Raw genomic sequence first — 24,702 nt, forward strand, 5'->3', positions numbered from 1 at the left:
GCCATCGAGGCTCAGTTGCCCGTGATGGTCCCGCCGATGTTGATGATCTCGAAGGTCTTGGGCGGCGCCTGGAACGACTCCTGGTAGCGCTGCTGCGCCGCAGCCCCGGCCTTGCCGTCGATGCCCAGCACCGGATCGGTGTTCTCCGAAGCCTTGGGGTTGAGGGTCTGGGCCGCGCGGGCCTCGCGCACCGCGTCGCCGAACGCGGCGTCGAGCTGCGGCGTGGTGCTGGCGCAGGCCGCCAGCAGGCTGGCGGTGGCCAACACAGAGGCCAGGCGAAGGGACAAGGTGGTGGTGGACATGTTGATGCTCCTTACTTCACTTCCATGCCGCCGCTGCCCGCGGCCGGAGCCGCTGGCATGGCGGCGGGTCGGTCGGCGGGCACGTCGACACGGCCCGAACCTTCGAGCTGGTTGCCGAGGTAGAACTCGGACCGGCTGGGCGGCTTGTAGCCGTCGGTGGGCAGGATGTAGCCCGGGTCGATCGGCTTGACCAGGCGCGGCGTGATCACGAACATGAGTTCGCTGCGATCGCCCTGGAACTCGTTGCTGCGGAACAGGGCGCCCAGCACCGGCACCTCACCCAGGCCGGGCAACGCGTCCATGGCCTGGCGCACGTTGTTCTTGATCAGGCCGGCAATCGCCAGGCTCTGACCGTCCATGAGCTGCACCGAGGTCTGTGCGCGGCGGGTGGTGAAGCTGGGCAGGATCGCCGTCTGGCCATTCACCGTGGTGAACGGCGTGCCGGTCTGCGACAGCTCGGACACTTCGGGCGCGACCTTCAGGTGGATGCGGCCGCCTTCGAGCACCGTGGGGGTGAATTTCACGCCCACGCCAAACTCCTTCTCTTCCAGCGTGATGGTGGTGCCACCGGTCGCGTCGTTGCTGCGCGCCACCGGGATGAAGATCTTGCCGCCCGCGAGAAAGCTGGCTTCCTGGCCGCTGATGGCCACCAGATTGGGCTCGGCCAGGATCTTCACCAGGCCGTTGCTCTTCTCGGCGTCGATATCGATGCCATTGCCGTTGCTCTTGAGGGCGCTGAGCAGGCCGCGGCCATCGCCGCCAAAAGCCGACGAGATGCCATACGTCCAGCTGCCGTTGGTGCGGGTGAAGAGCAGGTTGGCGCCCATCTTGTCCATGAGCGTCTTGGACACCTCGGCCACAGTCACTTCCAGCATCACCTGCTGGGCCTCGGCAATGCTCAGCAGGTTGACCACCTTGGCGCCCGCCGTGTTGGCCGCCGCCGCGCCGCCGCCGCCACCGCTGCTGACCGCCAGCTTGGTGCCCGACTCGGCCCGGTTGTCGCCCGCCACCACCGGCAGCACCAGGCTCTTGTTCACGTCGCGCACGAAGGCCGCGGCGATCTCCTCGGCCGCCTTGGCCTTGACGGCGCTCGACACCATGCCGGTGAGGATCACCGAGTCGGCCGCTGGGCGCACCTGGATGCCCTTTTCATTCGGCAGCAACTCGCGCAGCTTGGCCTCCATGCGCTGGTGGTCGATGTTCACGTTGACGTCGATGGCGGTCGGCCCGCTCCCCTTGCGCCAGACGATGAGGTTGGTCGAGCCGTAGGACTTGCCCAGCAGGTACAGCTCGGTCGCGCTGATCAGCGTCACGTCGGCCACGCTGGGGTTGCCGAGCGAAATCCGCGTCACGGCCGACGGCATGCGCAGCAGGGTCGACTTGCCGATGGTCAGGTTCAGCGATGGCCCGATGGCGGCCAGATCGGTGCCGACATCGACCGACATCGGCGCCGCGGCCACCTTGGTGGTGGTCACGCCCTTGGTCATGGGGGTTTGGGGGGTTTGCGCCCAGGTGGTCGCGGTGAGCAGGCCCGCTGCCCAGATGGAAGCGCTCAGTGCATGCAGAACGGGTGTTTTCATGATGCTTCCTCAGTAGGGGGACGAAGACTTCTGGATGCCGCGGATCAACTCCACCGTGTTGGTGGGCTCGGCCGGGGCGCTGGGTGCGGGCTTGCGCGGCGCGGTGGCGCGGCGCACCGGTGCGGCCTTCTTGACGACGGCCACGGCCGCCGGGGGGCTCACCACGGGCGGTTCATCGCCGAACAGGTCCTTGCGGGTGATGCCCTCGGTGGCACTGTCCTGCGTGTCCACCTGGTTGCGCAACATGAGCGACAAGGTGCCCACATTGCGGGCCAGGTCGATCTTTTCGGCCTGCTCGGGGGTCACCTCCAGGGTGACGGCGTTGACCACACGGGCCTTGGTTTCTTCCGGGCGCCGGGCCTCCTGGGCCACGGCCAGCACCATGATGCGTTCCAGCACCACCCGCGAGATGGTCGTTTCGCGGTCGTCCTTGATGTTCACCAGCAGGTCCACATGGCTGCCCGGTGCCAGAAAGCCGGCCACGCCCACCACCTCGTTGACCTTGACGGTGATGGCGCGGTGCCCCGGCTTGATGACCGAGTCCAGGCCGGCCTTGGTCCCTTCGGGGGCCAGTTTGGGCTCCAGCACCGGCTCGCCCTTGTAGATGCTGGTGCGCACCACCCGGCCTTCGAGCTTGGTGGCGTCGTTGAACGCCCCCTCCGGCTGCGCGCCGGCCGGCCAGGCAACAGGGCGCAGCATCTGGGCGGTGATCGCCTGACCGAGATCGAGATCGCTCGTGGCCACCAGCACGGTGGTCCGTTCGCCCGAAGCCTGTTGCCCCATCCAGCGGGCGGCCAGGATCACGGCGGCCACACCGGCCAGCACCGACAGGGCCAGCATCACGAAGGCGCGTTTGCTTTGCATTTTCATTCTCCTGAATGCGTGGGAATGGCGGCCATGCCGTGGTGATCCTCACGGCCGAAGTAGGTGTTCCAGGCCCACTCCAGCCGCTCGGGGGTCATGCGGGCGGGCTGCTCCAGGTAGCGGCCGAGGTCCGCGATCTTGCTGATCACGTCAAAGGGAATGCAGGGGTAATAGGGCCGCCCGTCGCGCGGGTGCAGCAAGTGGATGAGGTGGTCCACCCCGGCCGGGTCCTCGGGCACGCCGGTGCGCGCGCAGGCCTGCGTCACCACGCTGCGGTAGCGGGCGGCATCGAGCGCGTCGATCCGGATCTTGTAGCCCAGCCGGCGGGCAAAGGCCGGGTCCACCAGATCGTCGGGCGGCAGGTTGCTCGCGAAAATCACCCGCACGTCGAACGGCACGGCGAACTTGGTGCCGGTGTTGAGCGTCAGGTAGTCCACGTGGCGGTCCAGGGGCACGATCCAGCGGTTCATGAGCTCGCTCGGGCTCACGCGCTGGCGGCCCAGGTCGTCGATCACGAAGATGCCGTTGTTGGCCTTCAACTGGGGCGATGCCGTGTGCAGGCGGGTGTGGGTGTCGTATTCCAGGTCGAGCGTGTCCAGGGTGAGCTCGCCACCGGCGATCACCACCGGCCGCTCGCTGCGCACCCAGCGGCCGTCGGCCGACAGATCGCGGGCGAGCGTGCGATCGGGCACCGGCGCCAGGGTCACCCGCTTGTGCACGATGGGGTCGAACACCTGCACCACCTCGCCATCGACGTACAGCGCGTGGGGCACCCAGATGTGCCCCTCGAGGGTGCGCACCAGGTGCTCGGCCAGGTAGGTCTTGCCGGTGCCGCTGTCGCCGTGCAGGTAGATCGCCTTGCCCGAGTTGAGCGCGCTGCCCAGCGTGGGCAGCAGCTCGGGCGGCAGGACCATGTCCTTGAGCACCTGCTGCAGGCGCTCGGCGCGCACCGGGGCCTGGTGCTGGGCCTGTTCCCGGACCTGGGCCACGTAGTCGGCCAGCGGCACGGGCGCCGGGCCCACGTACTGGCACTTTTCAAACGCCATGCGCGCCATGCGCTGGCCAGCGTCGGTGAGCGCAAAACTGATGTCGCCCTCCAGCGTGCCGCGCCGCGGCACCTCCAGCAGGCCCAGGCCGCGCATCTGGGACATCAGGTTGTCCATCACCGGCACCGGCAGGCCCAGCTGCTGCGCCACGGCGAACAGCTTGAGCTCGCCCTTGCGCGCGAAATGCCGCAGGGCCAGGTCGATCACGAACGACGCGGGCAGGCCCTCCACATCCACCGCGTCGACGAAGGGCTCGGCCACGGCGGCCTTGAGCAGTGGGGAGGTGCTGGAAAGTGAAAGCTCTTGCATGGCTGGCTTTCAAAAGTTGAGGATGGGCTCGCGCCCGCTGAACAGCCAGGCGGCGTAGGCCACGACACCGAGCACGATGGCCACCGCGTACGGCATGCGCCAGGCGGTCTGGGTGCCGGCATCGAAAGAACCGACCGAGCCCGGCAGCATCTGGCCCAGTGCGGCCAGCGTGTTCCGCACCACCAGGCGGGCGTTGTGCGCCATGGCCATGCGGGCCAGCGCCAGCAGGCCACCGGCCAGCAGCACACACAGGGCGAGGTTCACGCTCGCGGCCGGGCCGGCGAAGGCGCCCACGGCGGCAAACAGCTTCACGTCACCGGCGCCCAGGGCGCGCAAGGCGTAAAAGGGAAGGAAGACCAACAGCGCCACCAGCGCGCCCAGCAGGCTGGCCCCCAGGCCGAGGGCACCGGGGTAAAGCGAGAACAGGCCGTCGTTGTCGCGAAAGGGTTGGGGGCCGAAGGTGTTCAACAACACGCCGACCAGCAGGGTCACCAGCACCAGCGTGTTCGGGATGCGGCGCCGACGCCCATCGGAGAGCGCGGCCAGCGCGAGACACAACGCCAGCAGGCCGAAGCCCCCTACCTGCCAATCGCCAGGTGCCATGCCGATGTTCATGTTCAACTCCCAGTTCGGGTTTTGCCAGCGGCAAAACCGGTAACGGTCGTCTCTATCGCTCTCTCGGCCACCCTCCGAGGGTTGGACCGATGGTTTTTCTCATTCGGGCGCGCAGACCTTGCCGTCTGCACCGCTCCCGGCCTGCAAGCAGGCCTGCCCGGTTCAGGGAGGTGAAATCACGGCGAGCACACGTGCCACCCACGCATCCCAGCCCGCTTCATTGGCATTCCCCAGCGCCGTCATGCCCACGATGGCCACCAAGGCGATCAGCGCGGCGAGCAAGCCATATTCGATGGCGCTCACGCCTTGCTGCCAGTGGCGAAACCCGAGGGATGGTCTTGGCATGGTGGAAACCTTGGATGTGTTCACCGGGTCGGCAGGGGAAAGAAGCACCTCCCGCCGCGGGTGGGCTGACCGCCCGCCCATCGCTGGGCCTCTCGGTCAGCCAACCCAGCACCGGTCAGCCGCAGATGGCTCCCGCCGGCGGCGATTGCAGGCAGCCCGAGATATCGGTAAAGAGGGTGTTGAGGTTGGTCCCCACCAGACCGGCCCCCACGATGATCACCACAGCGATCAACGCGGCGATCAGGCCGTACTCAATGGCGGTCACGCCTTCTTCGTCGCGAAGGAAACGGCGGGTTGCGATCAGCAGCTTTTCCATGATGACACTCCAAGCAAGGTTGAAACATCGGCCACCCCCCATGAGCGACCAATGACGGAGTGAGGTGCTCTTTGCGGTGCACTGCTTGCACCTCCCTTGCTTGCACTTACAAAGTTGCATCACACGAAAGCGATTGTGATCATTTGTACATCTTTCGCAATACTTATTAACGACTAAATGACTACTTTCTCACACATACACCCTGAATCGACACCAGACCAAGCGGCTGCGCCGTGCGCCGTCGGCGAACAGCGGTGCTGGCATGCGGTGGCGTGTGGTGATAGCCCGTGGGCTGGCCACCGACGGTGGCCGTGGCGCTTCTCCCCCTTCTTCAGGGGCAGACGGCTTCGACGTTGTTGCCGTCGGGATCGATCAGGAAGGCCGCGTAGTAGGTCGGGCTGTAGTCGGGGCGCGGGCCCGGGCCGCCATTGTCTTTGGCGCCCGCCTTCAGGCCCGCTTGGTAGAAGGCGTCCACTGCCTTGTGGTCGGCGGCGCGGAAAGCGATGTGCGTGCCCGGGCCTTTGGCGCCCTTCGTCGCATAGAGCCACAGCGCGGGCGCGCCTTTCGGGCCCAGACCGGCGCAAGTGTCGTCGTGGGAACCCAGCTCGTGGCCGAGTGGGGCGAGCGCGACTTCGTAGAAGCGGATGCTCGCGGCGAGGTCTTTGACTTTCAGTCCGAGGTGGTCGTACATGGCGATGGCTTCCTGCTTGATGGGTTGATCAGGCGGTCATCGTCGATCAGGGCGGCCACGCGGTCTTGGAGAATCTTGCGGTCCTTTTTCAGGCCGTTTCGGGCGGCCTGGCGAAAGCCGCGCGGCGATACGCCGGCCGCGCGGTGGAAGCTGCGCACGAAGTTGCTGAGATCGGCAAAACCCACCTCCAGGGCCACCTCGGTCACCGGTCGGTCGCTGTCGGCGAGCAGCCGCGCCGCGTGGCGCAGCCGCGAACGCACCAGGTACTGGTGCGGTGTGACGCCCAGCACGCGCGAGAACAGCCGCAGGAAATGAAACGGGCTCAAGGCCACTTCGCTGGCCGCCCTGTCCAGGTCGATGTCCTCGTGCGAATGGGCGGCGATCCACATCGCCGCTTCCACGGCGCGGCGACGGTCGCGCCCGGTCGCGGTCTGTGCCGCCCGCTGGCGGCCCGCCACGACGTCCACGAAGCGGGACGCGAACCACAGGCCCACTTCGTCCAGACCGGCATCGCTGCGGCCGCTGGCCACCACCTGCGCGAGCTCGCCCAGCACCATGAGTTCGGGCAGTGGCGGCAGACCGCCGGTGCGCCAGGTGGCCTGGTTGCCGCCGACCAGATCGACGAAGCCGGGCGAGAGGTGAAACGCCAGGCATTCGTCGCCGCAGACGTGGTGGTCGTGCGTGCACATGAACTCGTCGCCCGGGTGACCCACCAGCACCGAGCCGGCCACCAGCTCGTACGAGGCGCCACGCGCCCGGTAGCCGAAGGTCCCCTTGCGCACGTAGGAGACCGAGTGGCTTGTGTGCAGCTCGGTGAACGGTTGCTCGGCGGGGCCGGCGCTGCAGCGGTAATCCACCACCCGGATGGCGCCCGTCACCAACTCGGTGGCGGTGATCACGCGCCGTCTCCGTCGAACAGACCAGGCTCGCCACCGATCTGCGCGCCTTCGATCTGCAGCATGCGCAACTTGGTCGCCACGCCGCCGCGGGCCGAGAAGCCACCCGAGCGGGCGCCCGCCGCGAGCACGCGGTGGCAGGGCACGACCGGTGCAAACGGGTTGTGGCCCAGGGCCTGCCCCACGGCGCGCGCCAGGCCGGCATCGCCCAGGGCCTGGGCCATCTCGCCGTAGGTGCGGGTCTGCCCGGGCGGTATGGCGCGGGCCATTGCATAGACCTCGCGCTGGAACGGCGTGAGGCGGGTCATGTCCAGCGGCACTTCGAGCAGGTCCCGCGCCTCGCCCTTCAACAGCGCCTGGATGCCTTCGATGGCGGCCTGCACGGTCCCCGGCGGCCGGGTCACCTCGGGCAGCGGCGGCAAGCCCTTCAGAAGCCTCGCACGCGTGCGGGCCGCGTCGGCCTCGGGCAACTGCACCGCGACCACACCCTCCGGCCCCCAGGCGATGCCGCAGACACCGATGGTGGTGTCGAACAGGGTGTGACCGCCCTCAGCCATGGCCGCCTCGGTCTCACACGGCGCGCAGCGCCGCGCGCAAACCCACGCCGATCTCGGGCCGTTCGAGGAACGGATCGGCCGGGTTGGTCTGGTTGACGATGCCCTCCATGCGCGCGCGCACATTGCCCAGCGCCTTGGGGTGGCTGAAGATGTAAAACCGGTCGGCCGCGATGGCGTCGAACACCTTCTGCGCCACCTCGGCCGCCGTGACCTTGCCCGAGCTCACGGCCTTGTCGCTCATGGCCTGGCCGATCAGCTGGCTCTGCGTGGCTTTCTCGTCGACCAGTTCGGCGGGTTTGTTGCGGTGGCTCTGGCTGATGCCGGTGGGCACGAAGTACGGGCACAACACGCTGGCGCTGATCTGGTCGCTCACCAGCTTGAGGTCCTGGTAGAGCGTTTCGGTGAGACTCACCACCGCGTGTTTGCTCACGTTGTAGATGCCCATGTTGGGCGGCGTGAGCAGACCGGCCATGCTGGCGGTGTTGACGATGTGGCCCTGGTACGCGGGGTCGGCTTTCGCGGCCGCGAGCATCAGCGGTGTGAACAGGCGCACGCCGTGGATCACGCCCCAGAGGTTCACGCCCAGCACCCATTCCCAGTCTTTCACCGAGTTTTCCCAGACCAGGCCGCCCGAGCCCACGCCGGCGTTGTTGAATACGAAATGCGGCGCGCCGAAGCGCTGCACCACGTCGGCGGCGAGTGCTTCCATCTGCTCGGCGCTGGACACGTCCACGCGCCGGGCCAGCACCTGCGCACCGGCCGCCTTCATTTCCGCTTCGGCCTTGTCCAGCGCGTCCTGCTGCACATCGACCAACACAAGGTTCATGCCGAGCTGTGCGCCAATGCGCGCGCATTCGAGGCCGAAGCCCGAGCCGGCGCCGGTGAGCACGGCGGTCTTGCCTTTGAAATCTGAAATCATGGGTTTGTCTCCTGTGGTTTTGGGGTCCGTCGGGTGCGATTCAAAGTGATGTGTTCCGTGACTTCCTCCTTCCCCCTCTGGGGGAAGGCTGGAATGGGGGCATGCACGCAAACGTGTTTGCCAATAGCCCATCTTGCACAGCGGCAACGGCCCCCATCCCCACGTTCCCCCAGCGGGGGAAGGAGTCAAACCACATCACCTTGGATCGCACCCGGGTTCATCCGCGAAGCATCTCGATATGCGGGATGCCGTCTTCGACGTAGGGCTTGTCGTCGGACACGAAGCCGTGCGCGTTGTAGAAACGTTCCAGGTGCGCCTGCGCGCCGATGCGGATCGGCTGCACACCCCAGAGGCTGTGCAGCATGCGCACCGACTCGGCCATCAGCGCGTGACCCATGCCGCTGCCGCGCGTGACCGGTGCGGTGACCACGCGGCCGATGCTGGCCTCGTGGTACTTGAGACCGGCGGGGACGAGGCGGGTGTAGGCCAGCAGTTGCGGCTGTCCATTTGGATCAACAGCTTCGCCCAGCAGATGCATGCAGTCGGCATCGGCGCCGTCCAGGTCCTGGAACGCGCAGGCCTGCTCCACCACGAACACCGCGCTGCGCAGCTGGAGCAGCGCGTACAGCGTGCGCGGCAGCAGCGCGTCAAACGGCAGGCAGCGCCACGCCACCGGCATCAAAGCAGGCCGGCTCAAGCGCGCACTTCCCGCAGTACAAAGCCGATGCGCGGGAAATGCACATGCAGCCGGCCGGCGCGCTCGTCGCTGCGCTCCAGCGTGTAGTGCGTGCGCGAGGCCGCGCGCAGGATGCCTTCGGTCGGTTCCTGGCCGAAGCTCTCGGCCGCCACCGTGACACGGCTGCCCAACGGGATGCCGTGTTCGTCCTGGAAGGCTTCGTCGTGCAAGGGGGCCGGCTCGGCCGCCGCCGCGATGGCGATCGCCTCGGTGGACGAGAGCTTGGCCAGGTGGCCGTGGCCGAAGGTGGCCATGCGGTCCATCCAGTCCAGCACGTCGGGCGTCGCCTCCAGGATGCCGGCCATGCTCGGGTTGATCACGCGCGTGAACCACAGCGGGTGGTAGGCGGCGAAGTCGGCCACGCAGGGCGCCGCACCCAGCAGGAACGGCTGCTCGTGCAGCATGTTGGCCAGGCGGCGCAGGTAGCTCTTGTAGGCGGCGGTGGCATCGCCCGGGCGCAGGCTGGTCATGCCGCCGCGCATGGCGCCACGGTCGGCCGCGAAGGCCTGGCCCACTTCGGGCTGGTTGGCAAACAGGGCCGCTGCGCCCTTGGGGCTGAGGGTGTAAGCCATGGCGGCCCAGAACAGCGTGCTGTCGGCCCACTGGGCCAGCACGCGGGCGATGCCCTTGTTGTGCTCGGGGTAGAGCATGGGCGCGGGCTGGCGGTGTTCGAGCACGTCGCAGATCAGCGCGGTGTCGCAATAGATGTCGGCACCGATCTGCAGGAACGGCGTGCGACGGTAGCCACCGGTGAGCGCCACCACGTCGGGCTTGGGCATCACGCTGGGAATCAGCACGCTCTTCCAGGCCAGTTGCTTGTGGCCCAGGATCAGCCGCACCTTTTCCGAGAAGGGCGACATGGGGTAGTGGTGCAGGATCAGATCGGTCATGAGAGTCTCCGGACTTCAGCGGGGTTGAGCGCGGGCAATGATGGCATCGAAATCGACGCCCGCGCCCAGCGAGCCGAAGCTGTGGCCCCAGTGACCGGCCAGGCGCGAATCGCAGAAGGCGCCGAACACGGCGGCCGGCGCGGTCCGCGCCAGCAGCGCGGCCTGCACGGCCAGGGCCACGTCCTGCGCGAGGCGGCGCGCTTCCATTTCGGTGGCCATCTGCTCCACGCGGGTGGGCAGGCTCTGAGCCATATGGTCCAGCGCCGGGTGCATGCCTTTGGCCGGGGCCAGTTCCTGCGCGAGCGCGGCGGTGGCGTCGGCCTTGCGCAATGCACGCAGCAGGTCCAGCGCCATGATGTTGCCGGCGCCTTCCCAGATGCTGTTGACCGGCATCTCGCGGTAGATGCGCGCCATGATGCCCTCGCCGCCCTCTTCCACGTAGCCGTTGCCACCCAGGCACTCCATGGCCTCTTCGGCGAAATGGCTGCCGCGCTTGCAGATCCAGAACTTGGCCACGGGCGTGAGCAGGCGTTGCATGGCCTGCTCGTGTGCGTCGCCCGGGCGGTCGAAGCTGCGCGCCAGCCGCAGGGCCAGCGCCGTGGAAGCTTCGGACTCCAGCGCCAGATCGGCCAGCACGTTTTTCATCAGCGGCTGGTCGATCAGCTTCTTGCCAAAGGCCATGCGCTGCGAGGTGTGGTTCAGCGCGATCGACAAGGCTTGGCGCATCAGGCCGCTGGTGCCCAGCGCACAGTCCAGCCGCGTCATGGTGCCCATGGCCAGGATCTGTGGCACACCCCGGCCTTCCTCGCCCACCAGCCAGGCGGTGGCGCCCACGAACTCCACCTCGGAGCTGGCGTTGGCCTTGTTGCCCAGCTTGTCTTTCAGGCGCTGGATGAAGAGCCGATTGAGCGACCCGTCGGGCAGCACACGCGGCAGGAACAGGCAGGAGAGGCCGTTCGGCGTCTGCGCCAGGACCAGGAAGGCGTCGCACATGGGCGCCGAGAAGAACCACTTGTGGCCGGTGACGCAGAAACGCTGGCCCCAGTCATCGCTGCCAGCCGGCACCGCTTGCGTGGTGTTGGCCCGCACGTCCGAGCCGCCCTGCTTCTCCGTCATGCCCATGCCCATGGTCACACCGGCCTTGTCTTTCCAGCGCTTGAGCGCCGGGTCGTAGGCGCGGCTGGTGAGCTGCGGCGCCCAGTCGGCGTAGATGGCCGGGTTGTCGCGCAGCGCGGGCGTGACCGCGTAGGTCATGGAGATGGGGCAGAGCGTGGAGGGCTCCAGCTCGGTGAAGAGCATGAAGCCGGCGGCGCGGGAGAGGTGAGGGTTCGCTGCACCCTCACCCCAAGGCGTGCCATGCAACCCAGCCGCCGTGGCCGCCGTCATCAGCGCGTGGTAGCTCGGGTGAAACTCCACCTGATCAATGCGGTGGCCGAAACGGTCGTGGCTCTTGAGCTGCGGCGTGAACACGTTGGCCAGCCGCGCATGGGACTGCATCTCGGCGCTGCCCACCTGCTGGCCCAGCGCCTGCAATGGCGCCGTGTCCAGCGACGGCGCGTTGAAACGCAAGGCATCCTGCATGGCCCGGTTGCCATCGAACAGGTTCACATCCACCAGCGGCTCGGGCTGGTTGAGGACTTCGTGGGTGGCTTGCATGGTGGGTCTCCTGAACCGCCGGACCGAAACCTCACTTCACCGTGATCGTGATGCGCTCGCTCATGACCACCGGGTGGTGCGGGATGTGGTTCTGGTCGCCCAGCACCAGTTGCAGGGTGTGCTGACCGGGCTTGAGTTCGAGCGAGGTTTCGGTCTGGCCGGCGCCGAAATGCCGGAACTGCTCATTGGCCGGCAGCGGTGCATTGGCATCCCATTCGCTCACGTTCACCAGCAGGTGGTGGTGGCCCGTGCCCACCTTCTCGATGCCGGCCGGTGCCACGCCCATGCCGCTCAGGCCGAACACCACCTTCACCGGACTGCCCACGGTCATACCGTTGCGCAGATTCACGAAGTACAGCCTGGCCCCCGCAGGCGCCTCGACCTTTTTGTAGCCGGACGACAGGGTGGGCATGCTCGCCGTGACCTTGGCCTGTGCGGGAGGCGCGGTTTCGGGCGACATGGCGCCGTACCCCTTGCCGGTGTGGTGTTCACCGCGTTGCATGGGATGCCCGCAACCCGCGAGTGCGAGGGCAGCGGCGAGAACGGTGATGGCAAGGGGCGTGTGTGACATGGTGTGCTCCTGGAGGGTGTTCAAATCAGTTTCACCAGCTGTTTACCGAAATTCCGGCCCTTGAGCAAACCCATGAAAGCCTCGGGGGCTGACGCCAGGCCCTGCGCCACGGTTTCGCGCGGGCGCAGCTTGCCTTGGGCGACCAGCGTGCCCAGCTCGGTCAGCGCCTCGGGCCAGACTTCCATGTGTTCGCTGACGATGAAACCCTCGATCTTCAGGCGGTTGATGAGGATCAGCGCCGGGTTGGTCAGCGGCAGCGGCGCGCCGTCGTAGCCGGCGATCATGCCGCAGACCGCGATGCGGCCGAAGGCGTTCATGCGCAGCAGAACGGCGTCCAGAATCATGCCGCCCACGTTCTCAAAGTAGCCGTCGATGCCATCCGGGCAGGCTTCCTTGAGGGCCTTGGCCAGGGAGTACATGTCCTTGTGCTGCTTGTAGTCGATGCAGGCGTCAAAGCCCAGCTCTTCGACCGCGTACTGGCACTTGTCCGGCCCGCCCGCGATGCCCACCGCACGGCAGCCCCGCGCCTTGGCCAGCGCGCCAAACGCACTGCCCACGGCGCCGGTGGCCGCGCTCACCACCACGGTATCGCCGGCCTTGGGGTTGATGATCTTCACCAGGCCGTACCAGGCGGTCACGCCCGGCATGCCGACCGCGCCCAGGTAGTACGAGAGCGGCACGTGCGTGGTGTCCACCTTGCGCAGGGCGCCGGGATCGCCGGCGTTGACCACGCTGTACTCCTGCCAGCCGCCCATGCCCACGACCTTGTCGCCGGGCTGGAACTTGGGGTGCCTGGACTCGGCGATCTCGCCCACGGTGCCGCCGATCATGACCTCGCCCAACGGTTGGGAAGCCGCGTAGCTCTTGCTGTCGTTCATGCGCCCGCGCATGTACGGGTCCAGGCTCAGGAAGTGGTGGCGCACCAGCACCTGGCCCTCGGCGAGGGCCGGGGTGTCGGTGGTGACGAGCTTGAAGTTGTCGACCGTGGCTTCGCCCTGGGGGCGGTTGTCGAGCAGGATCTGTTGGTTGGCGGGCATGGGATGTCTCCGATGGTTTGAGGGGAATCGACGTTCAGTCGGTCTGGATGGTGTTCAAGGCCTGCGTGGTTTTCCCCACGGGCAGGCGCGGCACGAACTTGAAGGTGCCGGTGGCGTGGGCGCAGAGCTTGCCGCTGGCGTCGAAGATGCTGCCTTCGGTGAAGGCCATGGTGGCGGTGCGGTGCAGCAGCTTGCCTTTGGCGAGCAGCGGCCCTTTGGCCGCGCGCATGAAGCTGGTTTTCATCTCGATGGTGACGCAGCCCATGGCCGGCTCCACCGAACGCGCGGCGTGCGCCATGACCACGTCGAGCAGCGTCATGCTGGCGCCGCCGTGCACCACGTTGAAGGAGTTTTCATGCTCGGGCCGGGGCGCGAAAGCGATCTGCGCCTCGCCGCCCTCGAACGTCTGCAGTTCGAAGCCGAGCAGCTCGACAAAAGGGATATGGACCGAGAACTCCACTCAACCTCCGGTGATCACGGACACGCCACCATCGACGGCCAGCCACTGCCCCGTGATGTGTTTGCCCGCATCCGACGCGTACAGCACAGTCAGGCCCTTCAGGTCTTCGTCGTCGCCCAGGCGGCGCAGCGGGGCGTGGGAAGCCAGCTTTTCTTCGCCCATGGCCTTCAAGGTGCCCTGCGTCATCTTGCTCGGAAAGAAGCCCGGGCAGATGGCGTTGACGCGGATGCCGTGTTCGCCCCACTCGGCGGCCAGCGCGCGGGTGAAGTTGATCACGGCGCCCTTGGAGGTGTTGTAAGCAATGGTCTTCATGCCCGAGGGATTGCCGCCCAGGCCGGCGATGCTGGCGGTGTTGATGATGCTGCCCGCGCGGCGCGGAATCATGCTGGCCTTGGCGATCAGCTGGCTGAGCAGGAAGTAGCTGCGCACGTTGAGGTTCATCACCTTGTCCCAGGCTTCGAGCGGGTGGTCTTCGGCGGGCGCGCCCCAGGCCGCGCCGGCGTTGTTGACGAGGATGTCCACGTCGCCCACGCGCTGCAGGGTTTCGCTGGTGAGGCGGCGGATGTCTTCTTCGAGCGAGCAGTCGGCGGCGATCCAGCGCGCGTCGATGCCGGCGGCCTGCAGTTCGGCCGTGGCTTCTTCGAGGTCGCTGGCCTTGCGCGAGCTGATCACCACGCGGGCACCGGCTTCGCCGAGCGCGTGGGCCATCTGCAGGCCCAGGCCACGCGAGCCGCCGGTGACGAGGGCCGTCTTGCCCTTGAGGTCAAAGAGTTGCTGGATGTTTCGGGTCATGTGGTGTCTCCTGTGGATGGGTGTTCAGAAAGCGGCTTCGGGCAGGCTGGCGCAGGTCTGGTCACGCGCGCTCACCACCTGCAGCCAGGCGCCGATTTTCGGCAGTTCGTAGTGGAAAAAATACCGCATGGCGCCCAGGCGCCCGGTGCGCGCGGGCGCTTCGGCCGAGGCCTGCGCCGCGAGCGCCACGTCGAGCCAGATCCAGGCCAGCACCGTGTGGCCAAAGGCCTGCAGGTAGGGCACGGCGTTGGCCAACGCATCACCCGGTTTCCCGGTGGCCCAGGCAGCTTTCGTGGCCGCACCGACCTGCGCCAGTGCCTGGCCCAGCGCATTGGCGTGCGCCGCGAGTTCGGGCGCCTGGATCGCGCGTTCAATGGTGGCGTTGATGCGACCGGCCAGCAGCTGCAGGCCCTTGCCGTTTTCCATCAGCACCTTGCGGCCCAGCAGGTCCATGCCCTGGATGCCGTGCGTGCCTTCGTGGATCATGTTGAGGCGGTTGTCGCGCCAGTATTGTTCCACCGGGAAGTCGCGCGTGTAGCCGTAACCGCCGTGGATCTGGATCGCCAGCGAATTGGCTTCCAGGCACCATTCGCTGGGCCAGCTCTTGGCGATGGGCGTGAGCACTTCGAGCAGCAGGCGTGCGTCGTCGGCGGCCTCGGGCGCCCCGGTGTGCTGCTCGTCCACGAGGCGGGCGCAATACAGCTCCAGGGCCAGCGCGCCTTCGCAGTAGCTCTTCTGCGCCAGCAACATGCGTTTCACATCGGCGTGTTCGATGATGCGCACCTGGGGTGCGGCCGCGTCTTTTCCCCCAGCTGAAACTGGGCGTCCTTGCGGCCGGTTCTTCGCATAGTCGAGACTCGCGTGGTAACCGGCCATGCCCAGCATGGTGGCCGCCATGCCGACACCGATGCGGGCCTCGTTCATCATGTGGAACATGCACTGCAGGCCCTTGCCGGGCTGGCCGACCAGATAGCCCACCGCGCCGGCTTCACCCCGCACCGGGTACTTGCCTTCGCCGAAGTTCAGCAAGGTGTTGGTCGTGCCGCGCCAGCCGCACTTGTGGTTCAGGCCGGCCAGCGCCACGTCGTTGCGCTCGCCGGTGAGTTGGCCTTCGGTGTCCACCAGTTTCTTGGGCGCGATGAAGAGCGAGATGCCTTTCACGCCAGGGATGAGCTTGCCGTGTTCGTCGGGGATCTTGGCCAGCACTAGGTGGATGATGTTCTCGGTCAGCTCGTGTTCGCCGGCCGAGATCCACATCTTGTTGCCCTTGAGCCGGTAGCGCGGGCCCAGCGGGTCGGCTCCGCTGCCCTCGCCGTCCGGCACGGCCCGCGTCGTCACGTCGCTGAGCGACGAGCCGGCCTGCGGTTCACTCAGGCACATGGTGCCGGAGAAGCGGCCACTGAACTCGTTGAGCGCGAACACGCGCTTCTGAGCCTCGGTGCCGTGCTTCATCAACAGGTTGGCGTTGCCCGTGGTGAGCATGCCGCTGCCGATGCTCACCGAGGCCATGGCGAAGAAGGCGTTGGCCGCCGCCTCCACGGTGTAGGGCAGCTGCATGCCGCCAATCTCGTAGTCCTGCGCGGCGCTGAGCATGCCGCTCTCGGCATAGGCCTTCTGCGCGTCGTGCGTGGCCTGCGGCAGGATCACCTTTTCGCCATCGAAATGCGGCTCCTGCGTGTCCACCAGCCGGTTGAAGGGCGCGTACTTCTCGCGCGCGATGCGCTCGCAGGTGTCGAGCACGGCGTCGAAGGTTTCGCGGCTGTGGTCTTTGAAGCGCTCGCGCTCGCTGAGCGATTCGGCGCCCAGCCAGTCGTGCAGCAGAAAGTCGATGGTGGGACGAAGACTCATGGCTCTACCGGCTCTTATTGCGGTTCGATCTTCGCGTCCTTGATGGCCTTGGCCCACTTGGCGGTTTCGGTCACGCTGCGCTTGGCCAGGTCTTCGGGGGTGCCGGGTTCGACCGCGAAGCCGATGCCGGCGAAGCGGTCCTGGATCTCCTTGCTGCTGGCTGCGGCGTTCACCGCCTTGTTGAGCTTGGCCACGACATCGGGCGGCGTTCCTGCGGGCGCGAACACCGCGAAATAGGCGATCAACTCGTAGTCCTTCAGGCCCAGGGCCTCGTTCACGGTGGGCAGCTCGGGCACGGCCGGCGAGCGCTTGCTTGAGGTGACCGCCAGGCCGCGCACCTTGCCGGCCTTGACCTGCGGCAGCATCACCGCGAAGTCGGCGCTGAACATCTGCACCACGCCACCGATCAGGTCGGTCATGGCGGCGGGGCCGCTCTTGTACGACACGTTGGTGAGCTGGATGCCGGCCATGCCAGCCATCATCTCGGTGGACACGAGTTGCGAGGTGCTGGCGCTGGCGAAGTTGATGCTGCCGGGCTTGGCCTTGGCCATGTCCACCAGCTCTTTCAGCGTCTTGGCCGGCACGTCGTTGTTGACCGCCATGATCAGCGGCACCGAGCCCATGTAGGCCACGGGCGCGAACGCGGTGTCCTGGTCGTAGGGCAGCTTCTTCATCAGGCTCTTGAGCGCGGCGTTGGTGCTGTTGGTGCCGATCAGGATGGTGTAGCCGTCGGGTGCGGCCTTGGCCACCGCGTCGGCCCCCAGCAGGCCGCTGGCGCCGGGCTTGTTGTCCACCACGATGGTCTGCCCCAGCACCTCCTGCATCTTCAGCGCGAAGGCGCGGCCGATGGTGTCGGTGGCGCTGCCCGCGGCAAAGGGCACGACCGCCTTGATGGGGCGCTCGGGCCAGGCCTGGGCGAAGGCGGTGGATGACAACGCGAGCACGGCCACGGTGGCGGCGATCAATCGGACAACAGGCTTCATCGGAGTCTCCTTCTGGTGGGTTGTGAAAACAGGTTCGGTCTCAAGTCTCTCAAAGCGGCAAGTCCAGCACGGCCGCGCTCAGGGTCTTGCCGTGGGCGTCGAGCGCCAGCGAGCGCGTGACGCCGCCACCCAGGGCATCGAACATCACGAAATGCACGGCGCCCAGGTGCGGCAGGGTGTAGCGCTGCACGGCGCCCTGCACCACGCCCGCGAAGTGCGCGCGCACCCGCTCGGCGGTGAGCAGGCGCTCCAGCTCAGGGTAGTCTGCCGGGTTCAGCGCGATCACGCTCAGCGTGGCGCGGTTGCCCTTGTCGCCCGAGCGGGCCAGGGCGATGTCGTGCAGGGTGCGGCGAGATGTTGCCCCCACGCTTGTCACTTCGTGTACTGCGCTGCCCCCCGAGGGGGCGCGAGCTTGCTTGGGGCGGCCCGGCGCGGCGCTCGTGCTCATGGCGTCCACTCCAGAATGTCGCAGCGGGCATGGACGGCCGAACGCGGCACCAGGGCCGAGGCCGCGGCGATCACCTCGCGCACCGACTGCGTCACACCGCCGCCGCCCGCCGGGCCGTTGAGGTAGAGCGCCTCCACCTCCTGCCCCACCGCTTCGGCCTGCGCACGCGTCGCGCAGCGCACCGCCAGGCGCACGCGCACCTCATACGGCTCGCGGTCCGCGCCCAGCAACGGCCCGTGCATGGCGTTCACGCCGATCAGCTCGGCGCGGTGTTCCAGCCCGCGGAGACCGTGGGACAGCGTGGCGTCGTCCAGCCGCTGGCGCAGGATGGACAGCGCCAGTTCGCCACGCGCCCGGGCGCCCGGGCCGGCGTAGGAGATCTGGCCCTCGCCGATGAAACCGTCGCGGTAGCCCAGCGTGGCTTTCAGCTGCTCGGGCCGGGCGTGGCCGCTGGCGCCCTGCGCCTGCACGCGGTCGGGCGCTAACTCGCTGAAACGCACCTGCGAAAAGTCCCCCACCACATCGGCCTGCAGGTAATGCGCGGGGTCTTCCACTTCGTAGAGCAGTTGCGCGGTACAGCTGAGCCGGCCCACCCGCCCGCCGGTGCCCGGCAGTTTGGTGATGACCGCGCTGCCGTCGGCGGACACCTCGGCCAGCGGGAAACCCACGCGGTGCAGGTCGGGCACGTCCACATGGCCGGGGTCGGCCAGATAGCCGCCGCTGACCTGGGCCGCGCATTCGAGCAGATGCCCCACCAGCAGGCCCTGGCCCAGGCGGTGCCAGTCGTCCGGAGCCCAGCCGAAATGCGCCATCAGCGGCGCAACGAACAGCGAAGGGTCGGCCACGCGGCCGGTGATGATCACGTTCACATCGGCCTGCAGCGCGGGCAACAAGGCATCGGCGCCGAGGTAGGCGTTGGCGGAGATCAGGCGACCGTCCAGGCATCGCACCGTGTCGGGCGAATCCATCAGCGGCGCGTCGTTCGCCAGCATCCAGGGCAACACGTCGTCGCCCGTCACCACCGCCACCCGCAGGCGCGGCAGGCCCAGTTCGCGCGCCACGTCCAGCACCGCCTGCCCGGCCGCCATCGGGTTGGCGGCGCCCATGTTGGTGATCACCGTCACCCCGTTGCGCACGCAAGCCGGCAGCACCGCGTGCATGCGCGCCTGGAGCATGGGGTCGTACCCGGCCTGCGGGTCGCTGGCACGGCGCAGTTGGGCCAGGGCGATGGTGCGCTCGGCCAGGCACTCGAACACCAGGGCATCGAGCTCGCCGCGCTCGGCCAGGTCCAGCGCGGGGTCGATGCGGTCACCGGCGTAGCCGGCACCGGAGCCGATGCGGTAGGGGGTCATCAAGGCAGTGTGTCTCGGTTTGCGAGCGCGAGCCATGGGGTGAACCCCGGCGCCACCGCTCGCTCAGGCCGTGGCCGCAGGCAACGCGGCGATGGTGCCCTGCGCCACGGCACAGAGCTTTTCTTCCCCGTCTTTCACCACGAACACATCGCAACGGCAGACCGCCTGCGACTTGCCCGTGTGCACCGCGTGGGCGCGCGCGATCAGGCGATCGCCGATGGCCGGGCGCAGGTAGTTGATCTTGAACTCGGACGTGACCACCGGCACGCGCAGCGCCGTGCCGCCGGCGTAGGTGAGCGCGTTGTCGGCCGCGTAGCTCACCACACCACCGTGCACGAAGCCGTGCTGCTGCTTGATCGCCTCCGTGATCGGGACATGCAGTTCGCAATGCCCCGGCGAGAGCGCCGCCAGTTCGGCCCCGATGAGTTTCGAGAAGGGCTGCGAGGCCAGGACCTCGCGCCCCATCGCCAGAAACACCTCGGGGCTGACGGTGACGTCGCTCACCAGAAGCCCTTACAGAACTTCAAAGATGCCCGCCGCACCCATGCCACCGCCGATGCACATGGTCACGCACACCCGCTTGGCGCCGCGGCGCTTGCCCTCGATCAGCGCGTGGCCGGTCAGGCGCTGGCCCGACACGCCGTAGGGGTGGCCCACGGCGATGGCGCCGCCGTTGACGTTCAGGCGGTCACCCGGGATGCCCAGCTTGTCGCGGCAGTAGATCACCTGCACGGCAAAGGCTTCGTTGAGCTCCCACAGGTCGATATCGCTCACCTTCAGGCCCAGGCGCGCGAGCACCTTGGGGATGGCGAACACCGGGCCGATGCCCATTTCGTCGGGTTCACAACCCGCGACCGCAAAACCCAGGAAGCGGCCCAGCGGCTGCAGGCCCTTCTTCTGCGCCAGGGTTTCGTCCATCACCACGCAGGCACCCGCGCCGTCGCTGAACTGGCTGGCGTTGCCCGCCGACACCAGGCCACCCGGCAAGGCCGAGCGCAGGCCGTGGATGCCTTCGAACGTGGTGCCGGCGCGGATGCCTTCGTCGTTCTCGACCGTGACCTGTTTGGTCATCAGGCCCATGACTTTGTCAGCCACACCGGCGGTCACGGTGATGGGGGCGATCTCGGCCTTGAACAGGCCGGCTTCCAGCGCGGCCGTGGCCTTCTGCTGGCTGGCGGCGCCGTACTCGTCCATGGCGTCGCGGCCGATGCCGTAACGCTTGGCCACCTGCTCGGCGGTCTGCAGCATGTTCCAGTAGATCTCTGGCTTCTGCTTTTCCAGCGCCAGGTCCTTGAGCATGTGCTGGTTCATCTCCTGCTGGACACAGGAAATGCTCTCCACACCACCGGCCACATACACCGAGCCTTCGCCGGCGATGATGCGTTGCGCGGCCAGGGCGATGGTCTGCAGTCCGGATGAGCAGAAACGGTTGACGGTCATGCCCGATACCGTGATCGGCAGGCCGGCCTTGAGCGCGATCTGGCGCGCGATGTTGGCGCCGGTGGCGCCCTCGGGGTTGGCGCAACCCATGATCACGTCTTCGACTTCGGCGGCTTCGATGCCGGCGCGCTGCACGGCGTGCTGCACCGCGTGGCCGCCGAGCGTGGCGCCATGGGTCATGTTGAAGGCACCCTTCCAGCTCTTGGCCAGGGGCGTGCGGGCGGTGGAGACGATGACGGCGTTGGTCATGATGGAGTCCTCAATTCAATGTTCGTGCGGTCATCAAAAGGTTTGGCCTTCGGCGGCGAGGCGGGCCAGCAGCGGTGCGGGCTGCCAGAACTTCGCGTCGTCCAGCGGGTTCTTGGCAAAGCGCTTCATGGCCTGGACCACGTTGAACAGACCGACCTCGTTGGCGTAGTTCAGCGGGCCGCCGCGGTACACCGGGAAGCCGTAGCCGAAGATGTAGACCACGTCGATGTCGCTGGCCTTGTTGGCGATGCCCTCTTCCAGGATGTGCGCGGCCTCGTTCACCAGCGAGAACACCAGGCGCTGCACGATCTCTTCGTCGGAGATCTTGCGTGGCGTGATGCCCAACGCCTTGCGGTGGTCTTCGATCATGGCCACCACCTCGGCGTTCGGAACTGCGTCGCGCTTGCCTTCGACGTAGTCGTACCAGCCCTTGCCCACCTTCTGGCCAAAGCGGCCTTTTTCGCACAGCAGGTCGGCGGTCTTGCTGTACTTCATGTCCGGCTTTTCCTGGTAGCGGCGCTTGCGGATCGCCCAGCCGATGTCGTTGCCGGCCAGGTCGCCCATGCGGAACGGGCCCATGGCCATGCCGAACTTCTCCATCGCCTTGTCCACCTGCTCGGGCGTGCAGCCTTCGTCGAGCAAAAAGCCGCCCTGGCGGCCGTACTGCTCGATCATGCGGTTGCCGATGAAGCCGTCGCAGACGCCGGAGACCACCGCCGTCTTCTTGATCTTCTTGGCCACCGCCATCACCGTGGCCAGCACGTCCTTGGCGGTGGCTTCACCGCGCACCACTTCCAGCAGCTTCATCACGTTGGCCGGGCTGAAGAAGTGCAGGCCCACCACGTCCTGCGGGCGCTTCGTGAAATGGGCGATCTTGTTGACGTCCAGCGTGGAGGTGTTGGAGGCCAGGATCGCGCCGGGCTTCATCACTCGGTCGAGCTCCTTGAACACCGCTTCCTTGACGCCGATTTCCTCGAACACGGCCTCGATCACCAGGTCGGCCGAGCCGATCTCGTCGTAGCTCAGCGTGGTGGAGAGCAGGCTCATGCGCTGCTCGTACTTGTCGGCTTTCAGCTTGCCCTTCTTCACCTGGGCTTCGTAGTTCTTGCGGATGGTTCCGATGCCACGGTCCAGCGCGTCCTGCTTCATTTCCAGGATCTTCACCGGGATGCCGGCGTTGAGGAAGTTCATGGTGATGCCGCCACCCATGGTGCCGGCGCCGATGACGGCGACGGACGCGATCTCGCGCTTGGGCGTGTCTTCCGGCACGTCGGGGATCTTGCTCGCGGCGCGCTCGGCCGTGAACAAATGGCGCAGCGACTTGCACTCGGGCGTCCACATCAGGTTGATGAAGGTCTCGCGCTCGAAGGCCATGCCGTCGGCGAACTTCTTCTTGGTCGCGGCTTCCACCGCGTCCACACACTTGGCGGGCGCCGGGAAGTTCTTCGCCATGCCCTTGACCATGTTGCGCGCGAACTGGAAGTAGGCGTCGCCGTCCTTGTGTTTGCAAGGCAGGTTGCGCACCAGCGGCAAGGCCGAGCCGTCGGCGTGCTTGGCGGCCACTTCACGGGCCAAGGCCAGCGCCTCTTCGGCCAGCGACTCGGGCGAGGCGGCCAGCTTGTCGAACAGCTTCTGGCCGGGCAGTTGCGCCAGCATCTCGCTCTTGACCGGCTCGCCGCTGATGATCATGTTCAGCGCGGCTTCCACGCCCAGCACACGCGGCAGGCGCTGCGTGCCACCGGCGCCAGGGATCAGGCCCAGCTTCACCTCGGGCAGGGCCACGTTGCAGCCGGGGGCCGCGATGCGGTAATGCGCGCCCAGCGCCAGTTCGAGGCCACCGCCCATGCACACGCTGTGCACCGCCGCGACCACCGGCTTGCGGGTGTTTTCCACCGCCAGGATCACGCTCAGCAGATTGGGCTCCTGGATCGCCTTGGGCGAGCCGAATTCGCGGATGTCCGCGCCGCCCGAAAACGCCTTGCCGGCGCCGGTGAGCACGATGGCCTTGACGGCGGCATCGTTCTCGGCCTTCTCCAGCCCGGCGGTGATGGCCTGCCGGGTCGACAGCCCCAGGCCGTTGACCGGCGGGTTGTTCAGCGTGATGACGGCCACATCGCCGTGGACCTGGTACTCAGCGGTCATGGAATCTCCTCTGTTGGATACGGGGAAAACGGTTCAAAAACGAACGGTCGTGCGATTTTAGGGAATTTGTGCGGTGCGGCAAGTGCCACCTGTCGCAAGCGGGTCAGACCTCCAGCCACTCTTTTCTGGTGTACGGGTCGGCTCTGAGCGTTTCCGGCGTGCCGTGGAACACGATGCTGCCGTGGCCCATGACGAAGGCGCGGTCGGAGATGGCCATGGCGATGGTGAGCTTCTGTTCGATCAGCAACACCGACACGCCCCGGGCCTTGAGCTTCTGCAGGTATTCGCCCACCAGCTCCACGATCTTGGGCGCCAGGCCCTCGGTGGGCTCGTCGATGATGATCAGGTCCGGGTCGCCCATGAGCGTGCGGCACAGCGTGAGCATCTGCTGCTCGCCGCCCGAGAGCACGCCGGCCTCGGTGTGCTGGCGCTCCTTCAGGCGCGGGAACATGGCGTACATGTCGTCGAAGCTCCAGCGGGCATCCTTGCCCTTGCCCTTCTGGCCCAGCAGCAGGTTCTGCTGCACGGTGAGCTTGGGGAAGATGTCGCGGTTCTCGGGCACGTAGCCGAGGCCCAGATGCGCGATCTCGAAGGACTTGCGGCCCCGGATCTCCTGCCCCTTCCACCGGATGGAACCCTCGCACTCCACCAGCCCCATGATGGCCTTGGCCGTGGTGGAGCGGCCCGAGCCGTTGCGTCCGAGCAGGGCCACGATCTCGCCCTGGCCCACGTCGAACGAAGCGCCGTGCAGCACGTGGCTCTTGCCGTAGTAGGCGTGGAGGTTTTCGATTTTCAGCATGGTGAGTCCCTTCTCAGTGGCCGGCGGAGGCTGCCTGCTCGTCGGCGAGCACCGAGCCCAGGTACGCCTCCTGCACCTTCGGGTTCGCGCGCACCGCCTCGGGCGTGTCGAAGGCGATCACCTCGCCGTACACCACCACCGCGATCTTGTCGGCCAGGCCGAACACCACGCCCATGTCGTGCTCCACCGTCAGCAGGGTCTTGCCCACGGTCACCTCGCGGATCAGATCGATGAAGCGGCTGGTCTCGCTCTTGCTCATGCCGGCCGTGGGTTCGTCGAGCAGGATCACGTTGGCGCCGCCCGCGATGGTGATGCCGATCTCCAGCGCGCGCTGTTCGGCGTAGGTCAGGTTCATGGCCAGGGTGTCGTGCTTCTTGTCGAGCCGGATCATCTTCATCAGCTCGTCGGCGCGCTGATTCGCGTCGTCCATGCCGGCCAGGAAGCGGAACAGCGTGTACTTGTAGCCCAGGCTCCAGAGCACGCCGCAGCGCAGGTTCTCGAACACGCTGAGCTTGGGGAAGATGTTGGTGATCTGGAAGCTGCGCGAAAGACCCAGGCGGTTGATCTCGAACGGCCGCTTGCCGTCGATGCGGTGGCCGTTGAGCAGCACCTCGCCGCTGCTGGGCTCGAAGCGGCCCGAGATCAGGTTGAACAGCGTGGACTTGCCCGCGCCGTTGGGGCCGATGATGGCCACGCGCTCGCCGGGGCGCACCGCGAGGTCCACCCCGCGGATGATCTCGGTCTTGCCGAAGCGCTTGCGCAGGTCGCGCAGTTCCAAAGCGTAACCGCCGGCGTGCACATGGCTCATGGACTTGTCGTGCGGCTGCATGGGGTTCGCGGTCGCTGTGCTCATAGTTGT

At 67.3% G+C, this 24,702-nt stretch carries 27 protein-coding genes; all 27 read right to left on the reverse strand.

Features of this window, described 5'->3' with window-relative positions; all coding sequences use genetic code 11:
• Positions 1-11 precede the first annotated feature (11 nt).
• Positions 12-302 (reverse strand): hypothetical protein, encoded by a 291-nt coding sequence (locus AC07YZ_RS12615; protein ID WP_226492113.1) that lies wholly within the window; start codon positions 300-302, stop codon positions 12-14.
• A gap of 11 nt (positions 303-313) precedes the next feature.
• Complete coding sequence (locus tag AC07YZ_RS12620) at positions 314-1,882, reverse strand: type II and III secretion system protein family protein (protein ID WP_494794985.1); 1,569 nt, start codon at positions 1,880-1,882, stop codon at positions 314-316.
• A gap of 9 nt (positions 1,883-1,891) precedes the next feature.
• Positions 1,892-2,746, reverse strand: coding sequence for a Flp pilus assembly protein CpaB (cpaB, locus tag AC07YZ_RS12625; protein WP_226492111.1), 855 nt, complete (start codon positions 2,744-2,746; stop codon positions 1,892-1,894).
• A 2-nt stretch (positions 2,747-2,748) separates the two neighbouring features.
• Positions 2,749-4,101 (reverse strand): DUF8689 domain-containing protein, encoded by a 1,353-nt coding sequence (locus AC07YZ_RS12630; protein ID WP_494794986.1) that lies wholly within the window; start codon positions 4,099-4,101, stop codon positions 2,749-2,751.
• Positions 4,102-4,110: 9 nt separating this feature from the next.
• Complete coding sequence (locus AC07YZ_RS12635; protein ID WP_494794987.1) at positions 4,111-4,716, reverse strand: prepilin peptidase; 606 nt, start codon at positions 4,714-4,716, stop codon at positions 4,111-4,113.
• 162 nt (positions 4,717-4,878) lie between these two features.
• Positions 4,879-5,061, reverse strand: a complete 183-nt coding sequence (locus AC07YZ_RS12640) for a Flp family type IVb pilin (RefSeq protein ID WP_226492108.1) — start codon at positions 5,059-5,061, stop codon at positions 4,879-4,881.
• 115 nt (positions 5,062-5,176) lie between these two features.
• Positions 5,177-5,377: a Flp family type IVb pilin gene (locus AC07YZ_RS12645; protein ID WP_226492107.1), complete on the reverse strand. Its 201-nt coding sequence runs from the start codon at positions 5,375-5,377 to the stop codon at positions 5,177-5,179.
• 331 nt (positions 5,378-5,708) lie between these two features.
• On the reverse strand, positions 5,709-6,068 hold the full coding sequence (locus AC07YZ_RS12650) for a VOC family protein (protein ID WP_494794988.1): 360 nt from the start codon (positions 6,066-6,068) through the stop codon (positions 5,709-5,711).
• Complete coding sequence (locus AC07YZ_RS12655) at positions 6,047-6,967, reverse strand: helix-turn-helix domain-containing protein (protein ID WP_494794989.1); 921 nt, start codon at positions 6,965-6,967, stop codon at positions 6,047-6,049. Before AC07YZ_RS12655 ends, AC07YZ_RS12650 begins: the two co-directional genes overlap by 22 nt.
• Positions 6,964-7,521, reverse strand: a complete 558-nt coding sequence (locus AC07YZ_RS12660) for a methylated-DNA--[protein]-cysteine S-methyltransferase (RefSeq protein WP_494794990.1) — start codon at positions 7,519-7,521, stop codon at positions 6,964-6,966. The genes AC07YZ_RS12655 and AC07YZ_RS12660 overlap by 4 nt, the downstream gene beginning before the upstream one ends.
• 13 nt (positions 7,522-7,534) lie before the next feature.
• Complete coding sequence (locus tag AC07YZ_RS12665; protein ID WP_494794991.1) at positions 7,535-8,440, reverse strand: SDR family oxidoreductase; 906 nt, start codon at positions 8,438-8,440, stop codon at positions 7,535-7,537.
• A 217-nt stretch (positions 8,441-8,657) separates the two neighbouring features.
• Positions 8,658-9,137: a GNAT family N-acetyltransferase gene (locus AC07YZ_RS12670; RefSeq protein WP_494794992.1), complete on the reverse strand. Its 480-nt coding sequence runs from the start codon at positions 9,135-9,137 to the stop codon at positions 8,658-8,660.
• Entirely contained in the window at positions 9,134-10,066 is a 933-nt protein-coding gene (locus tag AC07YZ_RS12675; protein ID WP_494794993.1) for a glutathione S-transferase family protein, read from the reverse strand. The genes AC07YZ_RS12670 and AC07YZ_RS12675 overlap by 4 nt, the downstream gene beginning before the upstream one ends.
• A gap of 15 nt (positions 10,067-10,081) precedes the next feature.
• Entirely contained in the window at positions 10,082-11,722 is a 1,641-nt protein-coding gene (locus tag AC07YZ_RS12680; protein ID WP_494794994.1) for an isovaleryl-CoA dehydrogenase, read from the reverse strand.
• 31 nt (positions 11,723-11,753) lie between these two features.
• On the reverse strand, positions 11,754-12,293 hold the full coding sequence (locus tag AC07YZ_RS12685; protein ID WP_226492100.1) for a DUF4399 domain-containing protein: 540 nt from the start codon (positions 12,291-12,293) through the stop codon (positions 11,754-11,756).
• Between the two features lie 20 nt (positions 12,294-12,313).
• Positions 12,314-13,330, reverse strand: coding sequence for an NADP-dependent oxidoreductase (locus AC07YZ_RS12690; RefSeq protein WP_494794995.1), 1,017 nt, complete (start codon positions 13,328-13,330; stop codon positions 12,314-12,316).
• 34 nt (positions 13,331-13,364) lie between these two features.
• Entirely contained in the window at positions 13,365-13,790 is a 426-nt protein-coding gene (locus tag AC07YZ_RS12695; RefSeq protein ID WP_494794996.1) for a PaaI family thioesterase, read from the reverse strand.
• On the reverse strand, positions 13,791-14,582 hold the full coding sequence (locus AC07YZ_RS12700) for an SDR family oxidoreductase (protein WP_494794997.1): 792 nt from the start codon (positions 14,580-14,582) through the stop codon (positions 13,791-13,793).
• A gap of 24 nt (positions 14,583-14,606) precedes the next feature.
• Entirely contained in the window at positions 14,607-16,430 is a 1,824-nt protein-coding gene (locus AC07YZ_RS12705) for an acyl-CoA dehydrogenase (protein WP_494794998.1), read from the reverse strand.
• Between the two features lie 14 nt (positions 16,431-16,444).
• The gene (locus tag AC07YZ_RS12710; RefSeq protein WP_226492095.1) at positions 16,445-17,413 is read right to left on the reverse strand and encodes a Bug family tripartite tricarboxylate transporter substrate binding protein; all 969 of its coding nucleotides are present in this window, start codon (positions 17,411-17,413) and stop codon (positions 16,445-16,447) included.
• Positions 17,414-17,462: 49 nt separating this feature from the next.
• Positions 17,463-17,780 (reverse strand): AtuA-related protein, encoded by a 318-nt coding sequence (locus AC07YZ_RS12715; RefSeq protein WP_494794999.1) that lies wholly within the window; start codon positions 17,778-17,780, stop codon positions 17,463-17,465.
• 77 nt (positions 17,781-17,857) lie between these two features.
• Positions 17,858-19,213, reverse strand: coding sequence for an acyclic terpene utilization AtuA family protein (locus tag AC07YZ_RS12720; protein ID WP_494795174.1), 1,356 nt, complete (start codon positions 19,211-19,213; stop codon positions 17,858-17,860).
• A gap of 63 nt (positions 19,214-19,276) precedes the next feature.
• Positions 19,277-19,678, reverse strand: a complete 402-nt coding sequence (locus tag AC07YZ_RS12725; protein ID WP_494795175.1) for a PaaI family thioesterase — start codon at positions 19,676-19,678, stop codon at positions 19,277-19,279.
• A 48-nt stretch (positions 19,679-19,726) separates the two neighbouring features.
• Positions 19,727-20,902 (reverse strand): acetyl-CoA C-acyltransferase, encoded by a 1,176-nt coding sequence (locus AC07YZ_RS12730; RefSeq protein WP_494795000.1) that lies wholly within the window; start codon positions 20,900-20,902, stop codon positions 19,727-19,729.
• Between the two features lie 33 nt (positions 20,903-20,935).
• Positions 20,936-23,044, reverse strand: a complete 2,109-nt coding sequence (locus tag AC07YZ_RS12735; protein ID WP_494795001.1) for a 3-hydroxyacyl-CoA dehydrogenase NAD-binding domain-containing protein — start codon at positions 23,042-23,044, stop codon at positions 20,936-20,938.
• A gap of 103 nt (positions 23,045-23,147) precedes the next feature.
• A complete protein-coding gene (locus tag AC07YZ_RS12740; RefSeq protein WP_494795002.1) occupies positions 23,148-23,843 on the reverse strand; it encodes an ABC transporter ATP-binding protein in 696 nt (231 codons plus the stop codon).
• A 13-nt stretch (positions 23,844-23,856) separates the two neighbouring features.
• Positions 23,857-24,651, reverse strand: a complete 795-nt coding sequence (locus AC07YZ_RS12745) for an ABC transporter ATP-binding protein (RefSeq protein ID WP_226494688.1) — start codon at positions 24,649-24,651, stop codon at positions 23,857-23,859.
• Positions 24,652-24,702: the final 51 nt, after the last annotated feature.

This window comes from Hydrogenophaga sp. GW101-3F08 (genome assembly GCF_059424585.1).